21 protein-coding genes are annotated in these 23,787 nt (G+C 58.8%); 17 read left to right on the top strand and 4 right to left on the bottom strand.

All coding sequences use genetic code 11. The annotated features are described in order from the left end of the window. Positions 1-321: 321 nt before the first annotated feature. The 4 genes from CRX69_RS06840 (at position 322) to CRX69_RS06825 (ending at position 7,890) form a co-directional block, all read left to right on the top strand. Positions 322-1,671 (top strand): NCS2 family permease, encoded by a 1,350-nt coding sequence (locus tag CRX69_RS06840; protein ID WP_076383799.1) that lies wholly within the window; start codon positions 322-324, stop codon positions 1,669-1,671. Between the two features lie 61 nt (positions 1,672-1,732). Beyond that, a complete protein-coding gene (locus tag CRX69_RS06835) occupies positions 1,733-2,362 on the top strand; it encodes a LysE family translocator (RefSeq protein ID WP_107321764.1) in 630 nt (209 codons plus the stop codon). A gap of 138 nt (positions 2,363-2,500) precedes the next feature. Next, a complete protein-coding gene (locus CRX69_RS06830) occupies positions 2,501-6,217 on the top strand; it encodes a calcium-binding protein (RefSeq protein ID WP_177513901.1) in 3,717 nt (1,238 codons plus the stop codon). Between the two features lie 266 nt (positions 6,218-6,483). After that, the gene (locus CRX69_RS06825) at positions 6,484-7,890 is read left to right on the top strand and encodes a hypothetical protein (RefSeq protein WP_107321763.1); all 1,407 of its coding nucleotides are present in this window, start codon (positions 6,484-6,486) and stop codon (positions 7,888-7,890) included. 97 nt (positions 7,891-7,987) lie between these two features. Here the strand turns inward: CRX69_RS06825 and uraH are convergent, their stop codons facing one another. Then, entirely contained in the window at positions 7,988-8,341 is a 354-nt protein-coding gene (uraH, locus tag CRX69_RS06820) for a hydroxyisourate hydrolase (protein WP_047229633.1), read from the bottom strand. A 412-nt stretch (positions 8,342-8,753) separates the two neighbouring features. Between uraH and puuE the strand changes: the two genes are divergently transcribed. The 6 genes from puuE (at position 8,754) to CRX69_RS06790 (ending at position 14,541) form a co-directional block, all read left to right on the top strand. Next, entirely contained in the window at positions 8,754-9,695 is a 942-nt protein-coding gene (puuE, locus tag CRX69_RS06815) for an allantoinase PuuE (RefSeq protein WP_107321762.1), read from the top strand. Then, the gene (uraD, locus tag CRX69_RS06810) at positions 9,692-10,207 is read left to right on the top strand and encodes a 2-oxo-4-hydroxy-4-carboxy-5-ureidoimidazoline decarboxylase (RefSeq protein WP_047229635.1); all 516 of its coding nucleotides are present in this window, start codon (positions 9,692-9,694) and stop codon (positions 10,205-10,207) included. Before puuE ends, uraD begins: the two co-directional genes overlap by 4 nt. Before the next feature lie 67 nt (positions 10,208-10,274). Next, the gene (gene alc / locus CRX69_RS06805; protein ID WP_047229636.1) at positions 10,275-11,270 is read left to right on the top strand and encodes an allantoicase; all 996 of its coding nucleotides are present in this window, start codon (positions 10,275-10,277) and stop codon (positions 11,268-11,270) included. A gap of 120 nt (positions 11,271-11,390) precedes the next feature. Further along, positions 11,391-11,894, top strand: a complete 504-nt coding sequence (locus tag CRX69_RS06800) for an ureidoglycolate lyase (protein WP_047229637.1) — start codon at positions 11,391-11,393, stop codon at positions 11,892-11,894. Between the two features lie 52 nt (positions 11,895-11,946). After that, on the top strand, positions 11,947-13,248 hold the full coding sequence (locus CRX69_RS06795; protein WP_107321761.1) for a urate hydroxylase PuuD: 1,302 nt from the start codon (positions 11,947-11,949) through the stop codon (positions 13,246-13,248). 507 nt (positions 13,249-13,755) lie between these two features. Continuing rightward, positions 13,756-14,541 (top strand): outer membrane protein OmpK, encoded by a 786-nt coding sequence (locus tag CRX69_RS06790; protein WP_107321760.1) that lies wholly within the window; start codon positions 13,756-13,758, stop codon positions 14,539-14,541. 74 nt (positions 14,542-14,615) lie between these two features. Here the strand turns inward: CRX69_RS06790 and CRX69_RS06785 are convergent, their stop codons facing one another. Continuing rightward, positions 14,616-15,776: a patatin-like phospholipase family protein gene (locus tag CRX69_RS06785; RefSeq protein ID WP_047229640.1), complete on the bottom strand. Its 1,161-nt coding sequence runs from the start codon at positions 15,774-15,776 to the stop codon at positions 14,616-14,618. A 35-nt stretch (positions 15,777-15,811) separates the two neighbouring features. Beyond that, the gene (locus CRX69_RS06780) at positions 15,812-16,744 is read right to left on the bottom strand and encodes a lipid A biosynthesis lauroyl acyltransferase (protein ID WP_047229641.1); all 933 of its coding nucleotides are present in this window, start codon (positions 16,742-16,744) and stop codon (positions 15,812-15,814) included. A 118-nt stretch (positions 16,745-16,862) separates the two neighbouring features. On the opposite strand from CRX69_RS06780, the gene minC reads away from it, so the two are divergent. The 6 genes from minC to CRX69_RS06750 all read left to right on the top strand — a co-directional run bounded on the left by minC (position 16,863) and on the right by CRX69_RS06750 (position 21,560). Further along, a complete protein-coding gene (gene minC, locus CRX69_RS06775) occupies positions 16,863-17,600 on the top strand; it encodes a septum site-determining protein MinC (protein ID WP_047229642.1) in 738 nt (245 codons plus the stop codon). Between the two features lie 200 nt (positions 17,601-17,800). Next, positions 17,801-18,613, top strand: coding sequence for a septum site-determining protein MinD (minD, locus tag CRX69_RS06770; protein ID WP_042728954.1), 813 nt, complete (start codon positions 17,801-17,803; stop codon positions 18,611-18,613). After that, positions 18,613-18,867, top strand: a complete 255-nt coding sequence (gene minE, locus CRX69_RS06765) for a cell division topological specificity factor MinE (protein WP_003179111.1) — start codon at positions 18,613-18,615, stop codon at positions 18,865-18,867. The genes minD and minE overlap by 1 nt, the downstream gene beginning before the upstream one ends. A 105-nt stretch (positions 18,868-18,972) precedes the next feature. Then, positions 18,973-19,608 (top strand): RluA family pseudouridine synthase, encoded by a 636-nt coding sequence (locus tag CRX69_RS06760; RefSeq protein WP_018612476.1) that lies wholly within the window; start codon positions 18,973-18,975, stop codon positions 19,606-19,608. Positions 19,609-19,815: 207 nt separating this feature from the next. After that, a complete protein-coding gene (locus CRX69_RS06755) occupies positions 19,816-21,105 on the top strand; it encodes a M18 family aminopeptidase (RefSeq protein WP_107321759.1) in 1,290 nt (429 codons plus the stop codon). 272 nt (positions 21,106-21,377) lie between these two features. After that, a complete protein-coding gene (locus CRX69_RS06750) occupies positions 21,378-21,560 on the top strand; it encodes a hypothetical protein (protein WP_047229644.1) in 183 nt (60 codons plus the stop codon). Positions 21,561-21,567: 7 nt separating this feature from the next. On the opposite strand, the gene CRX69_RS06745 is transcribed toward CRX69_RS06750, so the two are convergent. After that, on the bottom strand, positions 21,568-22,299 hold the full coding sequence (locus CRX69_RS06745) for a UTRA domain-containing protein (protein WP_107321758.1): 732 nt from the start codon (positions 22,297-22,299) through the stop codon (positions 21,568-21,570). Between the two features lie 348 nt (positions 22,300-22,647). Between CRX69_RS06745 and CRX69_RS06740 the strand changes: the two genes are divergently transcribed. Further along, a complete protein-coding gene (locus CRX69_RS06740) occupies positions 22,648-23,715 on the top strand; it encodes an ABC transporter substrate-binding protein (RefSeq protein WP_047229646.1) in 1,068 nt (355 codons plus the stop codon). Positions 23,716-23,787 lie beyond the last annotated feature (72 nt).

Genomic DNA, 23,787 nt, shown 5'->3' with positions numbered 1-23,787 from the left:
GCGCCATCGCGAGCAGGCTCGCTCCCACAATGGATCCCCCATGCGCACAAATTTTGTGAACGACGCAGCTCCCCTGTGGGAGCGAGCCTGCTCGCGATGGCGTCCTCACAGTCGATATATCCCTACCTCCCAGACTTTTCGTCGACAACATAGAAAACATTATTTGCTTTATTTGTATACAAAAGCATAATTCGCTTCGTGCGAGTTCTTGACCATAAGGTCAAAAAACCTCGCCGGCCTTACCTGCCTCAAAGCAACGCCGCTACCCTCAGGGGGCGGGCGTGCTGGAAATAACAATAAAACTCTTGAGGAGTACTCGCTGTGGAAAGCCGCAAACCCGAAGCCCGGACGCTGGACCTCTCGCCGCCACTACGCACTGGCTGGCTGGAGCGCATCTTCAAACTCAGCTTGCATGGCACCACGGTGAAGACCGAGCTGATTGCCGGTCTGACGACCTTCATCACCATGGCCTACATCATCTTCGTCAACCCCAACATCATGGCCGACGCCGGCATCGATCACGGCGCCGCATTCGTCGCGACCTGCATCGCCGCCGCCCTGGGTTGCCTGTTGATGGGCCTGTACGCCAACTGGCCGGTGGGCCTGGCACCGGGCATGGGCCTGAACGCGTTTTTCACCTACACCGTGGTCGGCACCATGGGCTACAACTGGGAAACCGCATTGGGCGCGGTGTTTGTTTCCGGGGTGCTGTTCATGTTCCTGACCCTGTCGCGGGTGCGTGAGTGGCTGCTCAACAGCATTCCGGTGAGCCTGCGTTATGCCATGGGTGCGGGAGTCGGGTTGTTCCTTGGACTGATCGGCCTGAAGACCGCCGGCATCGTCGTGGACAGCCCCGCTACCCTGATCAAGCTCGGCTCCCTGCACGAGCCCGGCCCGTTACTGGCTGCGGTGTGTTTTCTGATGATCGCCGTGCTCAGCTATCACCGCGTGTTCGGCGCGATCCTGATCAGCATCATCGCCGTGACCCTGGCCGGTTGGGGCCTGGGACTGGTGCAATACAACGGGGTCATGTCGACGCCTCCGAGCCTGGCGCCCACCTGGATGGCGATGGATGTAGTCGGCGTATTCAACGTCAGCATGATCAGCGTAGTGCTGGCGTTCCTGTTCGTGCACATGTTCGACACCGCCGGCACCCTGATGGGCGTTGCCCAGCGTGCCGGGCTGGTCAAACCTGATGGCAAGATCGAGAATCTGTCCAAGGCCCTGAAAGCCGACAGCGCCTCCAGCGTGTTCGGCGCCATGGTCGGCGTGCCGCCGGTGACCAGCTATGTGGAAAGCGCCGCCGGTGTCGCGGCGGGTGGCCGCACAGGGCTTACCGCCGTGACGGTTGGTGTGCTATTTATTGCCGCGATGTTCTTCGCCCCCCTGGCCGGGATGATCCCCGCCTACGCTACCGCGGGGGCCTTGATCTATGTCGCCATGCTGATGATGGGGGGCATGGCCCACATCGAATGGGACGAAGCGACCGACAGCATCCCGGCCATCGTCACGGCCATCATGATGCCCCTGACCTTTTCGGTCGCCGACGGTATTGCGCTGGGCTTCATCACCTATGTGGTGCTTAAGGCCGGCACGGGTAAACACAAGGAAATTTCTGTCAGTCTGTGGGTGCTCTGCGCGATCTTCATCGCCAAGTTCATCTTCTTGTAGGCGGGATTATTCATGAGCCTCACCCCGTCGGGTGAGGCGTTCTTGCATCAGGAGCAAAGCAATGAATCTGGAAACCTGGCTGTTGTTCAGCGGCGCCGCTCTGGTGGTGATCCTCATCCCCGGCCCACTGTCGTTGCTGATGATCGGCAACAGCCTGAACTATGGCCTGCGCCGTTCGTATCCGGCGTTTCTGGGTGGCGTGATCGCCTCGATTTGCCTGCTGAGCGCATCGGCGTTGGGCCTCGGCGCACTGTTGTTGGCGTCAGAGCAACTGTTCAGCGCCCTGAAGATGGTCGGCGCGTTGTATCTGTTTTACCTGGCCTGGCAGAGCTGGCAGCAATCGCGCCAGCCGTCCCAGGGTGCCGAATTGCCCCAGGCCGCCGCCATCCCGCGCTTTCGCGCCCTGTTCGGCCGGGCATTCGTGCTGGGTGCCAGCAACCCCAAGGACATTCTGTTCTTCGCCGCTTTCCTGCCGCAGTTCTTGAGCGCCGAACAACCGTTCCTGCCGCAACTGCTGATCATGATCGCCACCTGGACCGTTCTTGACCTGCTCTGCAAGCTGGCTTACGGCCTCGGCGCCCACGGCGCGGCGCGATATCTGCGAACGGGTAAAGGCCAGAGTTGGTTCAACCGCATCAGCGCAGGACTCTTTGGCGGTGCGGGCGCGGCCTCTTTGATGTCGACTCACTGAGTCCCTGACTTTGCGAAACAGCCTCATCTTTTACTCGAGGCTTTCGCAAAACGTAGAAACAACCCATCGATATACACCCCGCCAGGAAGCATCTTACATATAGGGCCACTCAATCATCGTTGAACAAGGACGTTCACAATGGCCCAGATTTTCCAGCCCGGCCCGGTGCCCGACGACTATGCCGTAGTCATTACCGACTTAGGCGTGCCTACAAATAAGCACACCATCGAAACACTCGATTTCAAGACTGCCGATGGGACGCAGCTGAGTTCGGAGCACAAACATAGACAAGCCCAACTCGAAATCGTCGACAAACTTTACGGCCCGCTGCACATCGGTTCCGTGACTGTCACCCGTTCAGCCCTGGATACGTTAGGCGCAACCACCGATGGACAGCCGCTGAACGGCGACAATACTTTTTTCCGCAGCCTCAATCGTTTTTTCGTGAACTCGTTACAGTTCAACGCAAACAATATTGAAACACGGCTCAAACTGACCGCCGACGCAAACGACTATCGGCTGCCCACGTTGCTGTTTGAAATGGCGAGCCAGCGCTCACCCGCCGCGCCCCCATTATTGAGGCAAACGCCTGAAACACAGGCCGAACCCGCCAGCCATCGGAGAACGCTGGAAAAACTCCTGAAATCGGCCCAAAGGCTCGCTATACAAGGGCTTAGCCATGGAGCATTCAGTTGGGCAAATACAACCAAGAGCAATATCCTCATCCCTACAGGGCTTGGACTTCAGGCCTTCGGAATCTATAGCGGTCTGCGCGGCCTGCAAGACGCCATCCGTAACAAGGACTCCTACCAGACCATTTTCAATGGGACCAGCGTGGCCGCCGAAGTCGCTTCAATCGGTGTCGAAGCTGCGGTGACCAGACAAGCCTCTCAGATGATCAGGGCCGGCCAACGCTCCCTCGAGGGCTTTGCCAAAACGACCTTTGCCACGCGCCTCGCCCGTGGAAGTGGGCTGATTGCCAGCGTCCTGACACTTCCTTTCGATATCATCGCCGCGGTCGATTCTTTCAAGGCGGCTGCCCACGCCACTGGCAAAGAAGCCACCGACCACTATGTCAGCGCAGCCTTGAGCGTCACCAGCGCCGCGATGACCTTAACCATTGGCATAGCGGCGCTGGCGGGGTTTGGTTCAGCCGGTCCTGCGGGCCTTGCCGCCGGACTTATCCTGGTGGTTGGCTCACAAATCTGGGGCGCGGTTCGTCAAGTCGATGACATCGACGACTACATAGAACTCACCGTACACGAGCGTCTGCGCACTGGTTGGTTGGCCTTCTGGGCAATGGGCCCTGATAAAGATATCCAGGATCGCTACACCATCGCCAAGGCTACCGCCGAACATACAAAGCTGCTGCAGGCCAATGCCTCGCACTTGCTCAAAGGCCCACTGAAAGACAGCACTGAGGCAATCGTAAACGGTACATTCACCGTGGAGCTTGAACCGGTGCCCTACAACACTTGGAACTGGTGGACCGGTGCCAGGTACCGGGCGACGACAGTCCGTCCGAAGATCAAAGACAACGACGACCGGATCGATGCGCGTAAAGGCGTTACGGCTCAGACGCCCGGCGCAGTCATTGAAACGTCGGCCGAACATAAAGCTATCCATTGGTACATCGGCGGCGGCAACGACATCGTTGAAGGCGTCGAAAACAAGCCAAACGTCTTTCACTACGGGGCGGGCGTTAAAAAACTGACCGGGGGCACAAAAGACGACGTGTTTATCTTTGAAGGCTCCACGGAAACCCTCAGTGAAACGTCAGCAAATAACCTGGTGGGTGGCTTGGGCAACGACACCGTGGTGTTGTCGGGCCGTAGCAGCAGTCATCAGGAGCCGCGTCTGGGTTACCAGGTCGACCTGGACGCCGGGCAAGTGTCCATCATCACTCAAAAAAGTCATGACACGCAGAGCAAGCCTCATCGCCATGCGGACCTTGAAAGCATTGAAAACGTAGAAATTCCCGAGGGTGGTGCCAACATCATCAAGGGGACAGCCGGCCCAAACATCATCAGGTCCCGCGGCAACGATTCAATCGACGCCGGCGCGGGAGATGACCGAATTTTCATTCTCAATGGAAATAACCGCAACGCAGACGGCGGACCGGGTGAGGATATCTATGCCATCGCTCATAAACCCGGCCACGTTTCCATCACCGAAAATGGTGTGGACAATAGCGTCATCGCACTGGACTGGAGAGCTGACCTGATTGAAAGCTGGCGAATTGAAGACGGTCATCTGGTCATTACTTCATGCTTTGATGCAAGCGACCGGGAGTTTCGCAAAGTCACCATCAGGGAAGTCTATGAAGACTCTGCTTTTCCAAGAGCCTTACAAAACAACAGACTGACGTTCATCACCCAGGATGGCTACCATTTGGTACCCGACCTGCCCGATACGATCGAATCCAGCAGCCCGCTCGACATTGAAACAGTTGTGGTGCAGCCAGGCACACCCCGCAACCCGGCTATCCTGCCTGATCGAAGCGAGCAGCCGATCAGCCATGACAAAGACACCAGCTACTATGTTTCACATCTCAATGAACTGACCACACTCAAGGTCAAACAAAAAAGCGAATTTTCCACCACCCTTCATCTTAACTACGCCAACGCCGAGCTGACCCGTATCGAGGCCTACTACAAGGCTCATGTCACTCAGAAAGATGAAGGGGACAGCATCAAATATGGCGAATGTGGCCTGACCTTGCACTTTGGTGTTCGCCAAGTCGTATTGAAAAATCTGGCAAGTTCCGATGAGCGCTATAGCGCGCAAAACGCGAAGACCGGTCGGCGTGCATTTTCCGCCCTCGGTTCGCATCATACTTTTATCCTCACCCTGAACGACGGCTCGTCGTACCGTATGGTCCAACCCTCGCCCGACTATGGCCTGTTGCTGGACGAAACATTCATAGGGAAAGATCCGGTGGAATGGAAAACAGACGTTCCATTGCCATTGACGCCTACCAAAAAGAAGTACGCCTATCTACAACCCTTGGACAAAAAACCTTATTACATGCGCAGTTGGGCAACCTGCGCCCTGCTGACATCGCCCACGGAACAAACGGGTATCGAAGTCCTGATTGGCGAAGGCGCCACCTACCTGGTTCACCTGAGCCCGAACATGACGTTACGCCTGTCCACGCCAGGTGCATTGGCCGGCGCCAATCCTCGGTTACCCCGTGCCTCCCTATGGGAGTTGGATGCCACGCGCCTGGGCCAAGTCGAGATAAAACTGTCCTCCAACCTGCTGCAAATAGGTGGAACGACCATCCATCTTCCCGTCTATGAAGCTGATGACCTTGTCGACCCGATACGAGTCATCACTGCACAAGGCGTTGTTCATGCTGTCGACAGCCTGTTTGAGCGGGTTTATGTAGAAGCGCTTGATGGCCGGTATTTTGCCCCGCTCACTGACCCCAACATCCCATTGCCCAGCGAACTGTCGAGCCTGACATCCGAAGAACTGAAGGTTCTTCACGTTGCTGTCAAAGATGGGTCTCCCGGCACACTGAGCTACAACCTCAGAACCCGTAAATGGATCCTTGACACCGATAAGTCCCGAGTCATTGAGGCGGCGAACCTGAGAAAAACAGACCTGTGTGACCACGCCCTCAAGATCTATCAGGATCTGGCCCGCGAGGGGCTCAATCAGACACCGCCCCTGGGTGATGACACACTTCGTCTGTTGCGGGAAAAATGCGTGGAGCTGATAGAAGGCTTCACTTTGGACAACTCAGTGATGTTTGCGCGGGCGTTAGCGCTGAGCGCAGTCTTCGGCATAAGGCTCTCGCAATTGAGCTGGTTCCTCTCATTGGCTGAGGCGTCTCCCGAACCTACCTGACCTTGAAGAACGTCTTCGACGGTTTCTTTCACACGCCATACATATGTAGTGCACCTGTCTGCAGGTTTTCCACGAACATCCTGGAACCCAGGGCCTGTCAGCCTCCGGCTCTACGACAGGCCATTAGCTTGATACCTACTTGAATCATCAATATTCAAACTCAAGAGCAGACATTTTCAATGAGTCCAAGACGAAACACCCGACCCACGCTTACAAAGTCGTCCCCTGATACGCCTCACTCCAGTCGCGATACGTCACTGGACACAATGCTCGGCAATCCCCTGAGAGGCGCAGAAACCGATCAGGCGTCCGGCTCGCCAACCGGACGCCAAACTGAAGCGACTGAATCACAGCGCCCAACCGTTCAGGTATCCGAAATCGCATCCGCGACAGCCATCAGTGATGGCTCCCTGTCGGTATCGCTGGACAATTATTACCTTTCACCCGAGCTGGTGCCCCTGTTATCGGAGCCGGACGCAACCTCTGGGATCCGCACGTTCAAGACACGCACCTACGTTGAGCTTGCAGAGGGAGGGACGGTGCTGCTTGGACGCGATTCCGAACAGAACTACAGAGCCCGATCAGGCACTGAACTTGTTGCCTCCGGACCACGCCTGGAACAAGTGGAGGGCAGCCTTCTATGGCGTCCAACTGCGCACCGCGACGTGACGCACCACAGTGATTCCAATCTCCCGCCTACACGGGCATTCAGGAAAAACTGGGGGGTTGACCCAAGATTCACGCTGTCCGAATTGATCACCATAAACAATGTTCACTATAAGGTGGTGACACGTACCGACGCGCGAGAATCCCCGATCACCTACATTCAGTCACCCGCTCATCCCATCTATGATTTTGACTTGCTGGAAGCCACCCTCAGGCATATGCCTGACGAGCAACCCCGAGGCGCAATACAAGTTCCGCCGGACAACCATTGGGAAATTGACGCCAGGCTACCCTTTGAAAAAACACTGACGGCCTACGTCAGGGATTTTTTTCCAGAAGTCACGACCGTCACCCTGGAAAATATCGCAAGAAGGCAATTTGAACTCAGCAATGATTCGCCGTTCGCCGACTCTGCGGGTTTGACCGCACTCCGGCAGATTTACAGCAGTTGGGAAAACGCGACCTTCTCGCCACATCCGCAATGGTCCGATCCACTGTTGATGCTTCCGATTCTTCCAAACTCTTCGGCGTCCCGAGGCGCTGCCCGCTCGATAGCCTTGCCTAACCCCTCCTCTACAGGAATATTGAATCGGTTGGATTTTGACCCCCTGCGGTTCCAGCGACAGTGGCTTCTTTATCTGACGTCGTACTCGCCAGTGGAATTCAAACGCTTTATGGCCGCCCTTCTGACGCGTAATGGCTATACAGTCATTGAGCCCAACTCTTTCAACAGTTTTCCCGCTTTGGTATTTCGCCGCACAGGGCATGACTATGTATTTTTCATGAGCCTGCACCGCACCAGAATTCCGAAGATTTCCCTACCCATGTATATGGATCCCAAGACAGCCGAGCTGCGCCTGGAAACCCAGGTTGGCGGAGTCGCTGCGAAAGCCGTCAACGATGCCCACAGTGCCAATAAAATCATCTGGCTCAAGGGCGGTACTGAAATCCGTCCCGGCGTTGCAGACACGATTTTTATCATCCGGGATGACAATTCCAGGCTGTAAATACATGGCCCAAAAAAAAGCCCGCAGTGTGAGCGGGCGAAAAACCAAAGAAGCTACATGCGCAGTCGCTTCCAGGACAAGGCAACTGCTTGGGGGATCAGCTACCTCGATACGTTGAGTAAGCGTAGGGCGAAATCAGCAGGGGCACGTGATAATGCTCCTGCTCGGCCGAAATGCCGAAGCGCAGCACCACCACATCCAGGAACGCCGGCTCGGACAGCTGGACGCCACGGGCACGGTAGTAATCGCCGGCATGGAATTGAATCTGATAGACGCCGCTACGGTAGTCATCCCCTTGCAACAACGGTGCATCGCAACGGCCGTCGCTGTTGGTCAGCGCGCTGGCGAGCAATTGCAGTTGCGTACCTTCGACGCGGTACAGCTCGACCTTGATCGAGCTGCCCGGGCAGCCGTGCGCGGCATCCAAAACGTGAGTAGTCAAACGTCCCATTGATTGTGCGCGCCTCGCTGCAAGCAGTTCGGCCCGACGCCTCCTGAATCAGTTGAAAGACAGGCCGCACCGTTTCGGAGCACGAAACGCTGCGGCGATGAGCGAATTAAGACACTTTAAATGAAAATTGTACACAATAAAAAACAGAAATTTATCGCCTGCCATATTCGAGAAGGGTTCAGACCCGATCAGTAATAAAACCAACAGACACACAGGATTGTCATACCTTAGCTGACCAAATGGGCAGGTTTCTTGCAGTGTAGACACGCCAGAGGCAGCAGTGAAAAATGCAAAAAATCAGGCTTACAAAGTGCGCATAAAGTTGTATACAATCAACCCATCGCTGTGACGCCAGCCTGTGATTCATCGCCCAGGCGCCACCTACATGGTTCGAACAAGAAGGAAAACTGCAGTGAGCGCTGACTACCCACGCGACCTGATCGGTTACGGCAGTAACCCTCCCCATCCTCAGTGGCCGGGCAACGCCCGCATCGCCCTGTCCTTCGTGCTCAACTACGAGGAAGGCGGCGAGCGTAACGTGCTGCACGGAGACAAGGAGTCCGAAGCGTTTCTCTCGGAAATGGTTTCGGCGCAACCGCTGCAGGGCGAGCGCAACATGAGCATGGAATCGCTCTACGAATATGGCAGCCGCGCCGGTGTCTGGCGGATCCTCAAGCTGTTCAAGGAATTCGATATTCCGCTGACGATCTTCGCGGTGGCCATGGCTGCCCAGCGCCACCCGGATGTGATCCGTGCCATGGTCGCCGCCGGTCACGAGATCTGCAGCCATGGCTATCGCTGGATCGACTATCAATACATGGATGAAGCCCAGGAACGCGAGCACATGCTCGAAGCGATCCGTATCCTCACCGAAATCACCGGCGAACGTCCGTTGGGCTGGTACACCGGCCGCACAGGCCCCAGCACCCGCCGGCTGGTCATGGAAGAAGGCGGTTTTCTCTATGACAGCGACACCTACGACGACGACCTGCCCTACTGGGAACCGAACACCCCCACCGGCAAGCCGCACCTGGTGATTCCGTACACCCTGGACACCAACGACATGCGCTTCACCCAGGTCCAGGGTTTCAACAAGGGCGACGATTTTTTCCAATACCTCAAGGATGCCTTCGACGTGCTGTATGCCGAAGGCAGCGAGACGCCGAAGATGCTTTCCATCGGCCTGCACTGCCGCCTGATCGGCCGGCCTGCCCGTCTCGCGGCCCTCAAGCGGTTTCTTGAATACGCCAAGGGTCATGAGCAGGTCTGGTTCAGCCGTCGCGTCGACATCGCCCGCCACTGGCAGCAGACCCACCCACATCCGGGCGCTTTGAAATCAGGGGCTTCGAAATGACCGCATTCCAGACCCTCAAGCCTTCGACCTTGAGCCGCGAAGCGTTCGTCAAAGCCTTCGCCGACATCTACGAACATTCGCCGTGGGTGGCCGAAAAGGCTTTCGACCTGGGCCAGGACCCATCGATCGACCAGATCGAAACCCTGCACCAGCGCATGAGCGACATCCTGCTGTGCGCCGATCACGCCAGCCAACTGGCGCTGATCAACGCACACCCGGACCTGGCCGGTAAAGCCGCCGTCCAGGGCCAACTGACCGAGGCCAGCACCAACGAACAGGCTGGCGCCGGTATTCACCAATGCTCGAGCGATGAGTTCCAACGCTTCACCGAGCTGAACGAGGCCTACAAAGCCAAGTTCAAGTTTCCCTTCATCATGGCGGTAAAAGGCAGCAACCGGCATCAGATCCTCGCGGCGTTCGAAACGCGCATTCACCACTCGGCAGATACCGAGTTCAAATGCGCGCTGGCAGAGATCAACAAGATCGCGTTGTTCCGATTACTGACTCTTTAGCAAGCAGCCCTGAGGCCCAGGCCCCTGCAAGCATCCCCAGCCAACTTATTAAAGGCAGACAAGAAGAATGAAAGCTTACGCCGTACCCTTCGAGAAGTTCGTCAACCTGGCCGACGCCCGCCTGGGCACCAAGATCATTTCGGTCACCGATGACTGGTTCGCCGACGCCAACCGTCTGTTCCAGCCGACTCCAGCCGTATGGAAGGAGGGCGTGTTCGATGACAACGGCAAGTGGATGGACGGCTGGGAGTCGCGCCGCAAGCGCTTCGAAGGCTACGACAGCGCGGTGATCCGCCTGGGCGTGCCGGGTTCGATCAAAGGCGTGGACATCGACACTTCATTCTTCACCGGTAACTACCCGCCGTCGGCGTCCCTGGAAGCCTGCTTCCTGACCTCCGGCGAGCCAGACGAACATACCCAATGGACTGAAGTGCTGTCGGCCGTGGAGCTGCAAGGCAACAGCCACCACTACCATGAAATCAGCAATGACCAGGCCTTCAGCCACCTGCGCTTCAACATCTACCCCGATGGTGGCGTGGCCCGCCTGCGGGTCTACGGCATTCCGTACCGCGACTGGTCGGCCGTGGGCGACAACGAACAGATCGACCTCGCCGCGGCCCTCAATGGCGGTCGCGCCCTGGCCTGTTCCGACGAACATTTCGGTCGCATGAGCAACATCCTCAACCCCGGTCGCGGGGTGAACATGGGCGACGGCTGGGAAACCGCCCGACGTCGCACCCCGGGCAATGACTGGGTGATCGTCGCCCTAGGCCATGCCGGCGAGGTCGAGAAAGTCATCGTCGACACCCTGCACTTCAAGGGCAACTACCCGGACAGCTGCTCGATCCAGGGCGCATTCGTCAAGGGCGGCACCGACAGCCAGATCGAAACCCAGTCGCTGTTCTGGCGCGAGCTGCTGCCGAGTCAGAAACTGGAGATGCACGCCGAACACACCTTCGCCGAGCAGATCAAGGCGTTGGGGCCGATCACCCACATCCGTCTGAATGTGTTTCCAGATGGTGGGGTGAGTCGCCTGCGGGTGCTTGGCAAGGTCGCTAAATAAGCGGTGAGGCCAATCGCGAGCAGGCTCGCTCCCACAGCGGTACGAGGTCGAATGTGGGAGCGAGCCTGCTCGCGATAGCAATAGAACAGACAACAACGAATTCAAGGTAAGAAGACCAGCATGCGCACACTCAAGATCGAACCGTTGACCAAAGAAGCCTTCGCCCCGTTCGGTGACGTGATCGAAACCGACGGCAGCGATCACTTCATGATCAACAATGGTTCGACCATGCGCTTCCATCGCCTGGCGACGGTTGAAACCGCCGAGCCGGACGACAAGGCGATCATCAGCATCTTCCGCGCCGAGGCGCTGGAGATGCCGTTGACCGTACGCATGCTGGAGCGCCATCCGCTGGGCAGCCAGGCTTTCATCGGGCTGCTCGGCAACCCCTTTCTGATCGTGGTCGCGCCACTTGGCGATGTACCTGTATCAGGCTTGGTCCGCGCCTTCGTCACCAACGGCAGGCAGGGCATTAATTACCATCGCGGCGTTTGGCACCACCCGGTGCTGACGATCGAAAAGCGGGATGACTTCCTGGTGGTTGATCGCAGTGGCACAGGCAATAACTGCGATGAGCATTTTTTCAAAGAGGATGAGTTGTTGATCCTCGCCCCCCACCAATAAGAGAAGCGTCCGATCACGCGAAAACAAGCGTGACGGGCGAGAGGTAAAGACTGTGGAAGCACATATGCTGGAATGGCTGAACCTGAGCGTGCGCTGGGTTCATATGATCACTGGCGTGGCCTGGATCGGCGCGTCGTTCTACTTCGTCTGGCTGGAAAACAACCTCAATCGCGTCAACCCTAAAAGCGGTCTGGCCGGTGATTTGTGGGCCATCCACGGTGGCGGCATCTACCACCTGGAAAAATACAAACTCGCGCCGCCGTCCATGCCGGACAACCTGCACTGGTTCAAATGGGAAGCCTACTTCACCTGGATGTCGGGCGTCGCCCTGCTGTGCCTGGTGTTCTATTGGAACCCGACCCTGTACCTGCTGGCACCGGGCAGCAGCCTGAGCGGGCCCGAAGGCGTCGCCCTGGGCATCGGCTCGTTGTTCGTCGGCTGGTTCGTGTATTCCTTTCTCTGCGACTCGGCCCTGGGCAAACGCCCTGCCCTGCTCGGCCTGATCCTGTTCGTGCTGCTGATCGCCGCGGCCTACGGGTTCAGCAAGGTGTTCAGCGGTCGCGGTGCCTACCTGCATGTCGGGGCGGTCATCGGGACGATCATGGTCGGCAACGTGTTCCGCATCATCATGCCGGCCCAACGCGCGCTGGTGGCGGCCATTGCCGAGAACCGCACGCCGGATCCGGCGCTGCCGGCCAAGGGCCTGCTGCGCTCGCGCCACAACAACTACTTCACCCTGCCGGTGCTGTTCATCATGATCAGCAACCATTTCCCGAGCACCTATGGCAGCCAGTACAACTGGTTGATCCTGGCCGGGATCGCCGTGGCGGCGGTGTTGGTGCGGCACTATTTCAATACCCGCCACGACAGCAACAAGTATGCCTGGACGCTGCCGGTCGGCGCTCTGGCGATGATCTGCCTGGCTTATGTCACGGGTCCAAAACCCATGACCACAGCGCCGGAAGTCGCCAAAACCCCTGGTGTGATCGAATACCAACCGTTGCCGGAAACGGCGGTGGGCGGCGGCGCAAAACCGGCGACGGCAGCGGCCGCACCGGCATCGACGCCGGCCCAGACCGCCAATGCCCAAGGCCCTTCGTTCGAGAAGGTCCACAGCGTGATTCAGGAGCGCTGCTCGGTCTGCCATTCGGCAAAACCCACCAGCCCGTTGTTCAGCGCCGCGCCGGGCGGGGTGATGTTCGATACCCCGCAGCAGATCCAGCAACAAGCCGCGCGCATCCAGGCCCAGGCCGTGGCCACGCAGATCATGCCCCTGGGCAATATCACCCAGATGACCCAACAGGAACGCGACCTGATCGGCGCGTGGATCAGCCAGGGGGCGCGGACCAACTGAGTCCCGCCGACATCAAACCTGACATCACCCGCTACACGTAATACCGCTGACAGGCAGACCAGCACACGACCGGTCGCCCGTCAGCGACTGCCTGCGCCTCAACAATAAAAACAAGAGGAAAGCACCAGATGACCCAGCCCCGCCATCACGCCCCAAATTCGCCACGAATGCGCCGTTGCAGGGCACTTGAGCCCATGAATGCAGGGCCGTATCCTGCGCGGCCGTTTGAGTCCGGTGCCGCGTAAAACCAGCAGATCCTGACCGATACGCCAACTATTGCAGTGTTGGCAGATATCGGCTTGCGCTGAACACACTTTTTCGAGCGTTTCAAACCACTGAACAAGCCATTTTTCCGATTTATCCCGGTCTTGGCTCAGCTCTTGCTGTCAGCGCTTGCCACAAACAAAAAGCTGACCGAACGGATGGTTTTTCCGTAGAAAAAAGCGCCACACCAGAGCGCTGATCTTAAAAAAAATGCAGTACCACTTACCTTTGGGAGCAAACCGAATGAAACATACGTGCACCAGCCTGATACTTGCGGGATCTTTGCTGACCGCTGGCCAAGCGATGGCCGACGAGCTGTTCCAATGGCAGAACAACAGCCTGACCTACCTCTATGGCAAGGATTTCCAGGTCAACCCGCGCATCCAGCAAACCGTGACCTTCGAGCACGCCGATGCCTGGAAATACGGCGACAACTTCTTCTTCCTCGACCGGATTTTCTACAACGGCCAGGACGACAGCAATTCCGGCCCGAACACCTACTACGGTGAGTTCAGCCCACGCCTGTCGTTCGGCAAAATCTTCGACCAGAAGCTGGAACTGGGTCCGATCAAAGATGTGTTGCTGGCCATGACCTATGAGTTCGGTGAAGGTGACAACGAGTCATACCTGATCGGTCCGGGCTTCGACCTGGCGATTCCCGGTTTCGATTACTTCCAGTTGAATTTCTACAACCGCCAGACCGAAGGTCCGCGCGCTGGCGACAACGTCTGGCAGATTACACCGACCTGGGCCTACACCCTCCCGGTGGGCTCATCCGATATCCTGATCGACGGCTTCATCGACTGGGTGGTGGACAACGACAGCAACTCCAAAGGCACCTACCACGCCAACCTGCACATCAACCCGCAGATCAAGTATGACTTGGGCAAGGCACTGAAGCTGGGCGCCAAACAGTTGTATGTGGGTGTGGAATACGACTACTGGAAGAACAAATACGGGATCGAAGACAGCGAAGGCTTCAAGACCAATCAGAGCAATACCAGCTTCTTGCTGAAGTATCATTTCTGATCCACATCGATCCTCGATGCTCAGGGAATCTTGTGGGAGCGAGCCTGCTCGCGATGGCGCTGGAGGCTACTGCATCACCCCGCCGTCACCCGCAAGAACCGGCTTAACTCCTCGCGCTGGGCCAACGCATCCTGGCGTCCCAGCTCGATCAGTTCACTGCAATAGCCCGCTTCGAACAGCAGATAACTCAGCACCCCGGCGCCGCTGGTCTTGGTCGCGCCCGGCCCGCGCAGGAACATACGCAGCGCGCGGGGCAATTCCAGGCGATGGCGGGCGGCGATTTCGTCGATCGGCTGGCTCGGCGAAATCACCAACACTTCCACCGGCGCCGCGCCCAGCGCATGAGCCGGCACGTCATCGGGCAGCAGATGACTGAAGCCATTCAGACGCTCCAGCAGTTCGATGTCGCTTTCCAGGCTGTCAATGAACGTACTGTTGAGCATGTGGCCACCGATCTGCGCCAGCGTCGGTTGCTGGCCGGTGTAACTGCGCTGCAACGGCTCTGGCGAACCAAGTCCACGCGGATTGCCGCTGACCCCGATGACCAGCACGCGATTGGCCCCCAGGTGCAGGGCCGGGCTGATGGGAGCCGATTGACGCACCGCGCCGTCGCCGAAATATTCCGGGCCGATCCTGACCGGCGCGAATAGCAGGGGGATCGCCGAACTGGCAAGCAGGTGTTCCACCGACAACTGGGTCGGCACGCCGATGCGCCGGTGCCGCAGCCAGGATTCGATGGTGCCGCGGCCCTGGTAGAAGGTCACGGCCTGGCCGGACTCATAACCGAACGCAGTCACCGCCACGGCCCGCAGTTGCTGCTGCGCGATCGCCTGTTCGATGCCCGAGGCGTGGAATTGAGACTGGAGAAGTTCACGCAACGGCGAACTGTCGATCAGCGCCACTGGTAACCGGGCGCCCAGGCCTAGCAGGCTGTGGCTGATAAAACGTGTCGCCTGGGCAATCACGCCCCACCAGTCGCTGCGCATCACCTGATGGCTGCGCACCGCTTGCCAGAAGGCAGTCAGGCGCTCGATGGCCGTTTTGAAGTCCATCGCCCCGCTGGCCAGGCTGACCGCGTTGATTGCCCCGGCCGAGGTGCCGACAATCACCGGGAACGGGTTATCCGCCCCGTCCGGCAACAGTTCGGCAATCGCGGCCAATACCCCCACTTGATACGCTGCCCGAGCCCCGCCGCCGGAAAGAATCAAACCTGTCACCGGTTCAAGTGGGGTCATCGCAACGCTCCGTGTTCATTAAGTGGACTACAGGCTTAACCGCGTTTGTCATACAGCTTCGGCTCGCCCGGCGGACGACTCTTGAAGCGCCGGTGAGCCCAGAGGTATTGCTCGGGGCATCTGCTGACCGACTCCTCCACCCATCGATTGATACGGATGCAATCGGCCTCTTCGGTCTCCCCTGGAAAATCTTCCAGCGGCGCCTGGATCACCAAACGGTAACCACTGCCATCAGCCAGGCGTTCCTGGATGAATGGCACCACCCGTGCCTTGCCCAGGCGAGCGAACTTGCTGGTGGCCGTGACCGTCGCGGCCTGGATGCCGAACAGTGGCACGAAGACGCTTTGCTTGGCGCCGTAGTCCTGGTCCGGCGCATACCAGATCGCCCGCCCCGCCCGTAGCAGCTTGAGCATGCCACGCACGTCGTCGCGTTCCACCGCCAGGGAATCAAGATTGTGCCGCTCGCGCCCGCGACGCTGGATGTAGTCAAACAGCGGGTTCTTGTGCTCGCGGTACATGCCGTCGATGGTGTGCTGCTGGCCGAGCAATGCCGCGCCGATTTCCAGCGTGGTGAAGTGCAGCGCCATCAGGATCACCCCTTTGCCCTCGCGCTGGGCCTGCTTGAGATGCTCCAGCCCTTCGACATGGGCCAGCTTCGCCAAGCGCGAGCGCGACCACCACCAACTCATGGCCATTTCGAAGAAGGCGATACCGGTGGAGGCAAAATTTTCCTTGAGCAGGCGCTTGCGCTCGGCAGCGGACTTTTCAGGAAAACACAGTTCCAGATTGCGCTGGGCGATGCGCCGTCTGTCGCCGGCCACACGATACATCAGCGCACCCAATACACGACCGGCGCGCAGCAGCAGCGGATAGGGCAGCTGAACGATCAGCCACAACAGCCCCAGACCGCACCACAGCAGCCAGAAACGCGGATGAAAAAATGCAGCTCGAAAACGCGGGCGATCCATTACAGCTTCCATAAAGACATGGGCCGCGCATTCTACATCGTTCGACCCGGCTTGCGGCCCGGGGACGATCTCGTTATAAGTCTCGGCACTTTTAGTGACAAGCCGTTGTACGCCGACCATGAGCCAAACCGAATCGCTAGACCAAGATCCCGTGTTCCAGCTGAAGGGCAGCATGCTCGCCATTACGGTGCTGGAGCTGGCCCGCAACGACCTGGAGAGCCTTGACCGGCAGTTGGCGGCAAAAGTCGCCCAGGCCCCGAATTTCTTCAGCAATGCCCCGTTGGTGCTGGCGCTGGACAAACTGCCGGCCGGCGAAGGTGCCGTGGATCTGCCGGGCCTGATGCGGGTTTGTCGCCAGCACGGCCTGCGCACCCTGGCGATCCGGGCCAGCCGTATCGAAGACATCGCCGCCGCCATCGCCGTGGACATTCCGGTGCTGCCGCCCTCCGGCGCCCGGGAACGGGTGCTGGAACTGAGCCCGGTCGAGACCAGGAAAAAGCCGGAAAAGCCACCAGAACCGACCATCAAGCCGACCCGAGTCATCACCTCTCCGGTACGTGGCGGGCAGCAGATCTATGCCCAGGGTGGCGATCTGGTCGTGGTGTCCTCGGTCAGCCCGGGCGCGGAACTTCTGGCCGATGGCAACATCCATGTATACGGCCCGATGCGTGGCCGTGCCCTGGCCGGTGTCAAGGGCGATACGAAAGCCAGGATTTTCTGTCAGCAGTTGAGCGCTGAACTGGTCTCTATCGCCGGGCAGTACAAGGTTTCCGAGGATCTGCGTCGCGACCCGCTGTGGGGGGCCGGTGTCCAGGTCAGCCTGTCGGGCGACGTGTTGAACATCATTCGGCTTTAACGGATACTGCCGCATTTTCCAAGCATCTCTAAAACGTAGCGAAAACGGCTTAAACGACGTAGGAAAAAGGATAAGGCAGTGTTTACCGGAGGTAGACCCCGTCCCGCATCCGATTCCAGCCAAGCCTGTCCAATTGCAGCAGTTTCAAGAGATGTTTTTCAGGGGCTGAAAAAGTCCTTTTTCCTTAGGGGTGAAACACCTTGGCCAAGATTCTCGTGGTTACATCCGGCAAGGGTGGTGTGGGTAAGACCACCACCAGCGCCGCTATCGGTACCGGCCTCGCTCTGCGCGGCCACAAAACAGTCATCGTCGACTTCGACGTCGGCCTGCGTAACCTGGACCTGATCATGGGTTGCGAGCGTCGCGTGGTCTATGACTTCGTCAACGTGGTCAACGGTGAAGCGAACCTGCAGCAAGCCCTGATCAAGGACAAGCGCCTTGAGAATCTGTACGTGCTGGCCGCCAGCCAGACCCGCGACAAAGACGCGCTGACCCAGGAAGGCGTGGAAAAAGTGCTGATGCAGCTCAAGGAAGACTTTGAGTTCGTGGTGTGCGACTCCCCGGCCGGTATCGAGAAAGGTGCCCACCTGGCGATGTACTTCGCTGACGAAGCGATCGTCGTGACCAACCCGGAAGTCTCGTCGGTACGCGACTCCGATCGCATGCTCGGCCTGCTGGCGAGCAAATCCCGTCGCGCCGAGAACGGCGAAGAGCCGATCAAGGAGCACCTGCTGCTGACCCGCTACAACCCGCAACGGGTCAGCGATGGCGAAATGCTGGGCGTCGAAGACGTCAAGGAAATCCTCGCTGTTACCCTGCTGGGTGTGATTCCTGAATCCCAAGCGGTACTCAAGGCCTCCAACTCGGGTGTGCCGGTGATTCTCGACGATCAGAGCGACGCCGGTCAGGCGTACAGCGATGCGGTCGATCGCCTGCTGGGCAAAACCGTAGAGCATCGATTCCTCGATGTAACGAAGAAAGGTTTCTTCGAGCGCCTGTTTGGAGGTAGGTAATGAATCTTTTTGACTTCTTTCGTGCCAACAAAAAGCCAAGTACCGCCTCGGTCGCGAAAGAGCGTCTACAGATCATCGTGGCGCACGAGCGCGGCCAGCGCAGTACCCCTGATTATCTGCCAGCCTTGCAGAAAGAACTGGTGGAAGTGATCCGCAAGTACGTCAACATCGGGTCCGATGATGTGCATGTGGCGCTGGAAAGCCAGGGCAGTTGCTCGATTCTGGAACTCAATATCACCCTGCCGGATCGCTGATCGATCCTGCAGGTGCCCACGGCGGCTCCGGGTCCCAAAGTCCTTCCCACAGGGTTAGGAAAAAGGGCCCGAGCCGCCGTTGGCGTTTGTTACGAGACTGTTTGAATGCCCCTGTCCAACATCCGCATCATCCATCAGGACGCCGCCGTCCTGGTGGTCGACAAGCCGACCCTGCTGCTGTCCGTGCCCGGCCGGGCCGACGACAACAAAGACTGCCTGATCACCCGCCTGCAGGAAAACGGCTATCCGGAAGCGCGAATCGTGCACCGGCTGGACTGGGAAACCTCTGGCATCATCCTGCTGGCCCGGGATCCGGACACCCATCGCGAACTGTCTCGGCAGTTTCATGACCGGGAAACCGAAAAGGCCTACACAGCATTGTGCTGGGGCCAACCGGAGCTGGACAGCGGCAGCATCGACCTGCCCCTGCGCTACGACCCGCCGACCAAACCGCGCCACGTGGTGGATCATGAGCAGGGCAAGCACGCCCTGACCTTCTGGCGCGTGCTGGAGCGTTGCGGCGACTGGTGCCGGGTCGAACTGACGCCGATTACCGGACGCTCGCACCAGTTGCGCGTGCACATGCTGTCCATTGGTCATCCGCTCCTGGGCGACGGCCTCTACGCCCACCCCCAGGCCCTCGCTGCGTGGCCACGGCTGTGCCTGCACGCCAGCATGCTCAGCTTCACCCACCCGCAAAGCGGCGAACGCCTACGCTTCGAGTGCCCGGCGCCGTTCTGAGACATCGCGTCGCCCCCATCGCGAGCAGGCTCGCTCCCACATTGGATTACAGGCGTACACAAGTTTTGTGTTCACCCTGAGCCCCCTGTGGGAGCGAGCCTGCTCGCGAAGGGGACGGCACATTCAACGCGTATATCAATCACTGGCCACCCTCCCCATCGCCCCCCAATACGGTAAACTCCCGCGCATTGCTGTCTGGAGTTATTTATGCGCGAAGAGTTGAACCAAGGCCTGATCGACTTTCTCAAGGCCTCCCCCACCCCGTTCCACGCCACCGCCAGCCTTGCCCAACGTCTGGAGGCAGAGGGTTATCAGCGTCTTGACGAACGCGAGACCTGGGCCACCGAGGCCAACGGTCGTTACTACGTCACGCGCAACGACTCTTCAATCATCGCTTTCAAGCTGGGCCGCACCTCACCGCTGCACGACGGCATCCGCCTGGTTGGCGCCCACACCGACAGCCCCTGCCTGCGGGTCAAGCCCCAGCCGGAACTGCAACGCCACGGGTTCTGGCAACTGGGCGTGGAAGTTTATGGCGGCGCCCTGCTGGCGCCGTGGTTCGACCGCGATTTGTCCCTGGCCGGGCGCGTGACCTTCCGCCGCGATGGCAAGGTCGAAAGCCAGCTGATCGATTTCAAGGCGCCGATCGCCACGATTCCGAACCTGGCCATCCACCTCAATCGCGAAGCCAACCAGGGCTGGGCGATCAACCCACAGAATGAGCTGCCACCGATTCTCGCCCAGTTCGCCGGTGACGAGCGCGTCGACTTCCGCGCCGTGCTCACCGATCAACTGGCCCGCGAACACGGCCTGAATGCGGACGTGGTGCTCGATTACGAGCTGAGTTTCTACGACACCCAAAGCGCCGCGCTCATCGGCCTGCATGGTGATTTCATTGCCGGCGCGCGCCTGGACAATCTGCTGTCGTGCTACGCCGGCCTGCAAGCCTTGTTGAACGCCGACACCGAAGAGACCTGCGTGCTGGTGTGCAACGACCACGAGGAAGTCGGCTCTTGCTCGGCCTGTGGCGCCGATGGTCCGATGCTGGAACAAACCCTGCGTCGTTTGCTGCCTGAAGGTGAAGAGTTCGTACGGACCATCCAGAAATCCCTGCTGGTTTCCGCGGACAACGCCCACGGCGTGCACCCCAACTACGCCGACAAACACGACGCCAACCACGGCCCGAAACTCAATGCCGGGCCCGTGATCAAGGTCAACACCAACCAGCGCTACGCCACCAACAGCGAAACCGCCGGGTTCTTCCGTCACCTATGCATGGCCGAGGAAGTACCGGTGCAGAGCTTCGTGGTGCGCAGCGACATGGGCTGCGGCTCGACCATCGGCCCGATCACCGCCAGTCAGTTGGGTGTACGCACGGTGGACATCGGTTTGCCGACCTTCGCCATGCACTCGATCCGCGAGCTGTGCGGCAGTCATGACCTGGCGCACCTGGTGAAGGTGTTGAGCGCGTTTTATGCCTGTCGTGAGTTGCCGTAACCACAGCAGCACCTGTTTGAACCGGGAAATGCTTACCCCTGTGGCGAGGGGATTTATCCCCGTAGGGCTGCAGAGCAGCCCTTTGCCCAGTCACCGCAATACTTCACATGTCAGTAACGGCCCAAGTGCGTCTGCTGCGCAGCCGAGCGGGGATAAATCCCCTCGCCACAACAGTGCTCGCCTCCGGATTGGGGGGAGCCATGACATACATCATCACACCCCGGCAAAACCCCAACTAGACTGACCTTATCCCCTCCGACAAGGCCGTCGCCATGATTCCGATGTCTGCGTTCAATGCCATGCTGGTGCCCATCATCGCCGGCATGATCCTGCTGGCCATCGGCTTCAACTTCCGAGACAAGAACGTCGGGGTGTTTGCCATGTGGATCGGCATGTTGTTGATCCTCGCCACGGTGGTGTTCAGGATCCTGGCCAAACTCAACGAGTCGATCTGACCTCACCTCAGGCAGCCGACGGTTGTTCCGGCACGTCCACCCCCACGTGAATCGCATCGTGACGCCAGAACTCCAGGTCACAATCGATCAACCGCTGATGCTGGTCATAATTGACCCGGGCAATCCGCAAGCCAGGGCTGCCAACCGAGACTTTCAACGCCGCCGCCGCTTCAGGCTGTAGCGAGGTGGGCACAATCTCGAACTTCACCCGGCCGTAGTGCAAGTCGTAATGACGGGCGTACAACTCGGTGATGGACTGATTGAGGTCGAATTCGAGGATGTCCGGGAAGTACTGCGGGTTCAGGTAGTGCTCGACATACAGCACCAGCCGCTCATCGATACGCCGCACGCGGCAGATCTGGATCACACTGGACAGTGCCGGCAATTGCAACCAGGCACACACTGCTGCCGAAGCCGGCTGCAGACGGGCCGAGATCACTTGAGTGGAAGGCACTCGCCCCTGGGCAGTCACCATGGCGTGGAAATGGCTGCGCTGCATCAGGTTATAGGCCAGGCGTGGCGGCGAGACGAACCAGCCACGGCGCTCCTCGCGATAGATCTGCCCCTGGGCTTCGAGCTGCAACAGCGCTTCGCGCACGGTGATGCGTGTGGTGCCGAACAATTCACTGAGCTTGCGCTCGGCCGGCAACTTGCTACCGGGCGGCAGCAAGCCATGGTCGAGCTGCTCCTGCAGGACTTGCCCGATGGTTGTCACCGCTTTGGTTGTCTCGATGCGCATCAACGTTACCTATCTGGACTAGACCAGCACTCTTTCGGGGCGAAATCGATGGAGCATCCATCCGTTTCTCATGCTTGCAAGCCTAGGCACTGCACATGACTGGTAGATGACAGAACCGCCGAACGGTTCATTGCCATCCTGCAAGTTAGCGGCCAAGTCCTTGCAGATCAGCCGGTTAACCATGGTCTACGCTTAGTTGGCAGCCACTTTGCCCCAGCCTGGCACATGCCGGCATCTCCTGCACCGACATCAAAATGTCACAGGGCTCGCCTACATTGGCTCAGGTATTGCTGACCTAGACCAACACAACCGCAATCGCAGCGTTGAAAACGCCCATAGGAGCTTCGGATGAAACAGTTTTTCCTGGCATCACTGTTAGGCTCGACCATTGCCATGTGCACTGTTGCCATGGCCGCTGACACCGATTTGAAAACACTGGAAGCCGCTGCGAAAGCGGAAGGCACCGTGAACAGCGTCGGCATGCCCGATGACTGGGCGAACTGGAAAGCCACCTGGGATGACCTGGCCAAAATCTATGGCTTGAAACACATCGACACCGACATGAGCTCGGCCCAGGAAATCGCCAAGTTCGCCGCCGAGAAAGACAACGCCAGCGCCGATATCGGTGACGTCGGCGCAGCTTTCGGCCCGATCGCGGTCAAGCAAGGCGTGGTTCAACCCTACAAGCCGAGCACCTGGGAACAGGTTCCAGACTGGGCCAAGGACAAGGACGGCAACTGGGCCCTGGCCTACACCGGCACCATTGCGTTCATCGTCAACAAGAAGCTGTTGCACGGCTCCGAAGTGCCAACCAAATGGGCTGACCTGAAAACCGGCAAATACAAGGTTTCCATTGGTGACGTGAGCACCGCCGCCCAAGCCGCCAACGGCGTGCTAGCAGCGGCCCTGGCCAATGGCGGCAACGAGAAAAACGTTCAACCGGCCTTGTTGATGTTCGCCGAGATCGCCAAGCAAGGGCGTCTGTCCATGGCCAACCCGACCATCGCCACCATGGAGAAAGGTGAAGTCGAGGTCGGCGTGGTCTGGGACTTCAACGGCCTGAGCTACAAGGCCAAGATGGCCAACCCGGATGATTACGTCGTACTGATTCCATCCGACGGCTCGGTCATCTCCGGCTACACCACCATCATCAACAAATACGCCAAGCACCCGAACGCCGCCAAACTGGCTCGCGAATACATCTTCAGCGACGCCGGTCAGATCAACCTGGCCAAGGGCAACGCCCGTCCGATCCGCGCCGAGCACCTGACCTTGCCTGAAGAGGTCAAGGCCAAGTTGCTGCCCAACGAACAGTACAAAGGCGTGACCCCGATCAAGGATGCGGATGCGTGGGAAAAGACCTCCAAGACACTGCCGCAGAAGTGGCAGGAAGAAGTGATCATCAATATGGAGTGAGGCAATAGCTCCCGCTGGAAATCCACTGGAGATCCAATTGTGGGAGCGAGCACTGTGGGAGCAAAGCTTGCT

The organism is Pseudomonas rhizophila (assembly GCF_003033885.1).
GTDB classification, from domain to species: domain Bacteria; phylum Pseudomonadota; class Gammaproteobacteria; order Pseudomonadales; family Pseudomonadaceae; genus Aquipseudomonas; species Aquipseudomonas rhizophila.
The sequence above is the reverse complement of the archived record's forward strand: the minus strand, read 5'-3'. Positions and strand labels throughout refer to the sequence as shown.

What these genes read in the sequence shown, in the direction of transcription:
- alc (WP_047229636.1), top strand. Translation starts at nt 10,275, where the DNA reads ATGAAAGCTTACGCCGTACCCTTCGAGAAGTTCGTCAACCTGGCCGAC.
- uraH (WP_047229633.1), bottom strand. Translation starts at nt 8,341, where the DNA reads ATGGGACGTTTGACTACTCACGTTTTGGATGCCGCGCACGGCTGCCCG.
- uraD (WP_047229635.1), top strand. Translation starts at nt 9,692, where the DNA reads ATGACCGCATTCCAGACCCTCAAGCCTTCGACCTTGAGCCGCGAAGCG.
- CRX69_RS06745 (WP_107321758.1), bottom strand. Translation starts at nt 22,299, where the DNA reads ATGCGCATCGAGACAACCAAAGCGGTGACAACCATCGGGCAAGTCCTG.
- CRX69_RS06785 (WP_047229640.1), bottom strand. Translation starts at nt 15,776, where the DNA reads ATGACCCCACTTGAACCGGTGACAGGTTTGATTCTTTCCGGCGGCGGG.
- CRX69_RS06800 (WP_047229637.1), top strand. Translation starts at nt 11,391, where the DNA reads ATGCGCACACTCAAGATCGAACCGTTGACCAAAGAAGCCTTCGCCCCG.
- CRX69_RS06780 (WP_047229641.1), bottom strand. Translation starts at nt 16,744, where the DNA reads ATGGATCGCCCGCGTTTTCGAGCTGCATTTTTTCATCCGCGTTTCTGG.
- CRX69_RS06825 (WP_107321763.1), top strand. Translation starts at nt 6,484, where the DNA reads ATGCTCGGCAATCCCCTGAGAGGCGCAGAAACCGATCAGGCGTCCGGC.
- CRX69_RS06790 (WP_107321760.1), top strand. Translation starts at nt 13,756, where the DNA reads ATGAAACATACGTGCACCAGCCTGATACTTGCGGGATCTTTGCTGACC.
- CRX69_RS06750 (WP_047229644.1), top strand. Translation starts at nt 21,378, where the DNA reads ATGATTCCGATGTCTGCGTTCAATGCCATGCTGGTGCCCATCATCGCC.
- CRX69_RS06755 (WP_107321759.1), top strand. Translation starts at nt 19,816, where the DNA reads ATGCGCGAAGAGTTGAACCAAGGCCTGATCGACTTTCTCAAGGCCTCC.
- CRX69_RS06830 (WP_177513901.1), top strand. Translation starts at nt 2,501, where the DNA reads ATGGCCCAGATTTTCCAGCCCGGCCCGGTGCCCGACGACTATGCCGTA.
- minC (WP_047229642.1), top strand. Translation starts at nt 16,863, where the DNA reads ATGAGCCAAACCGAATCGCTAGACCAAGATCCCGTGTTCCAGCTGAAG.
- minE (WP_003179111.1), top strand. Translation starts at nt 18,613, where the DNA reads ATGAATCTTTTTGACTTCTTTCGTGCCAACAAAAAGCCAAGTACCGCC.
- CRX69_RS06740 (WP_047229646.1), top strand. Translation starts at nt 22,648, where the DNA reads ATGAAACAGTTTTTCCTGGCATCACTGTTAGGCTCGACCATTGCCATG.
- CRX69_RS06835 (WP_107321764.1), top strand. Translation starts at nt 1,733, where the DNA reads ATGAATCTGGAAACCTGGCTGTTGTTCAGCGGCGCCGCTCTGGTGGTG.
- CRX69_RS06760 (WP_018612476.1), top strand. Translation starts at nt 18,973, where the DNA reads ATGCCCCTGTCCAACATCCGCATCATCCATCAGGACGCCGCCGTCCTG.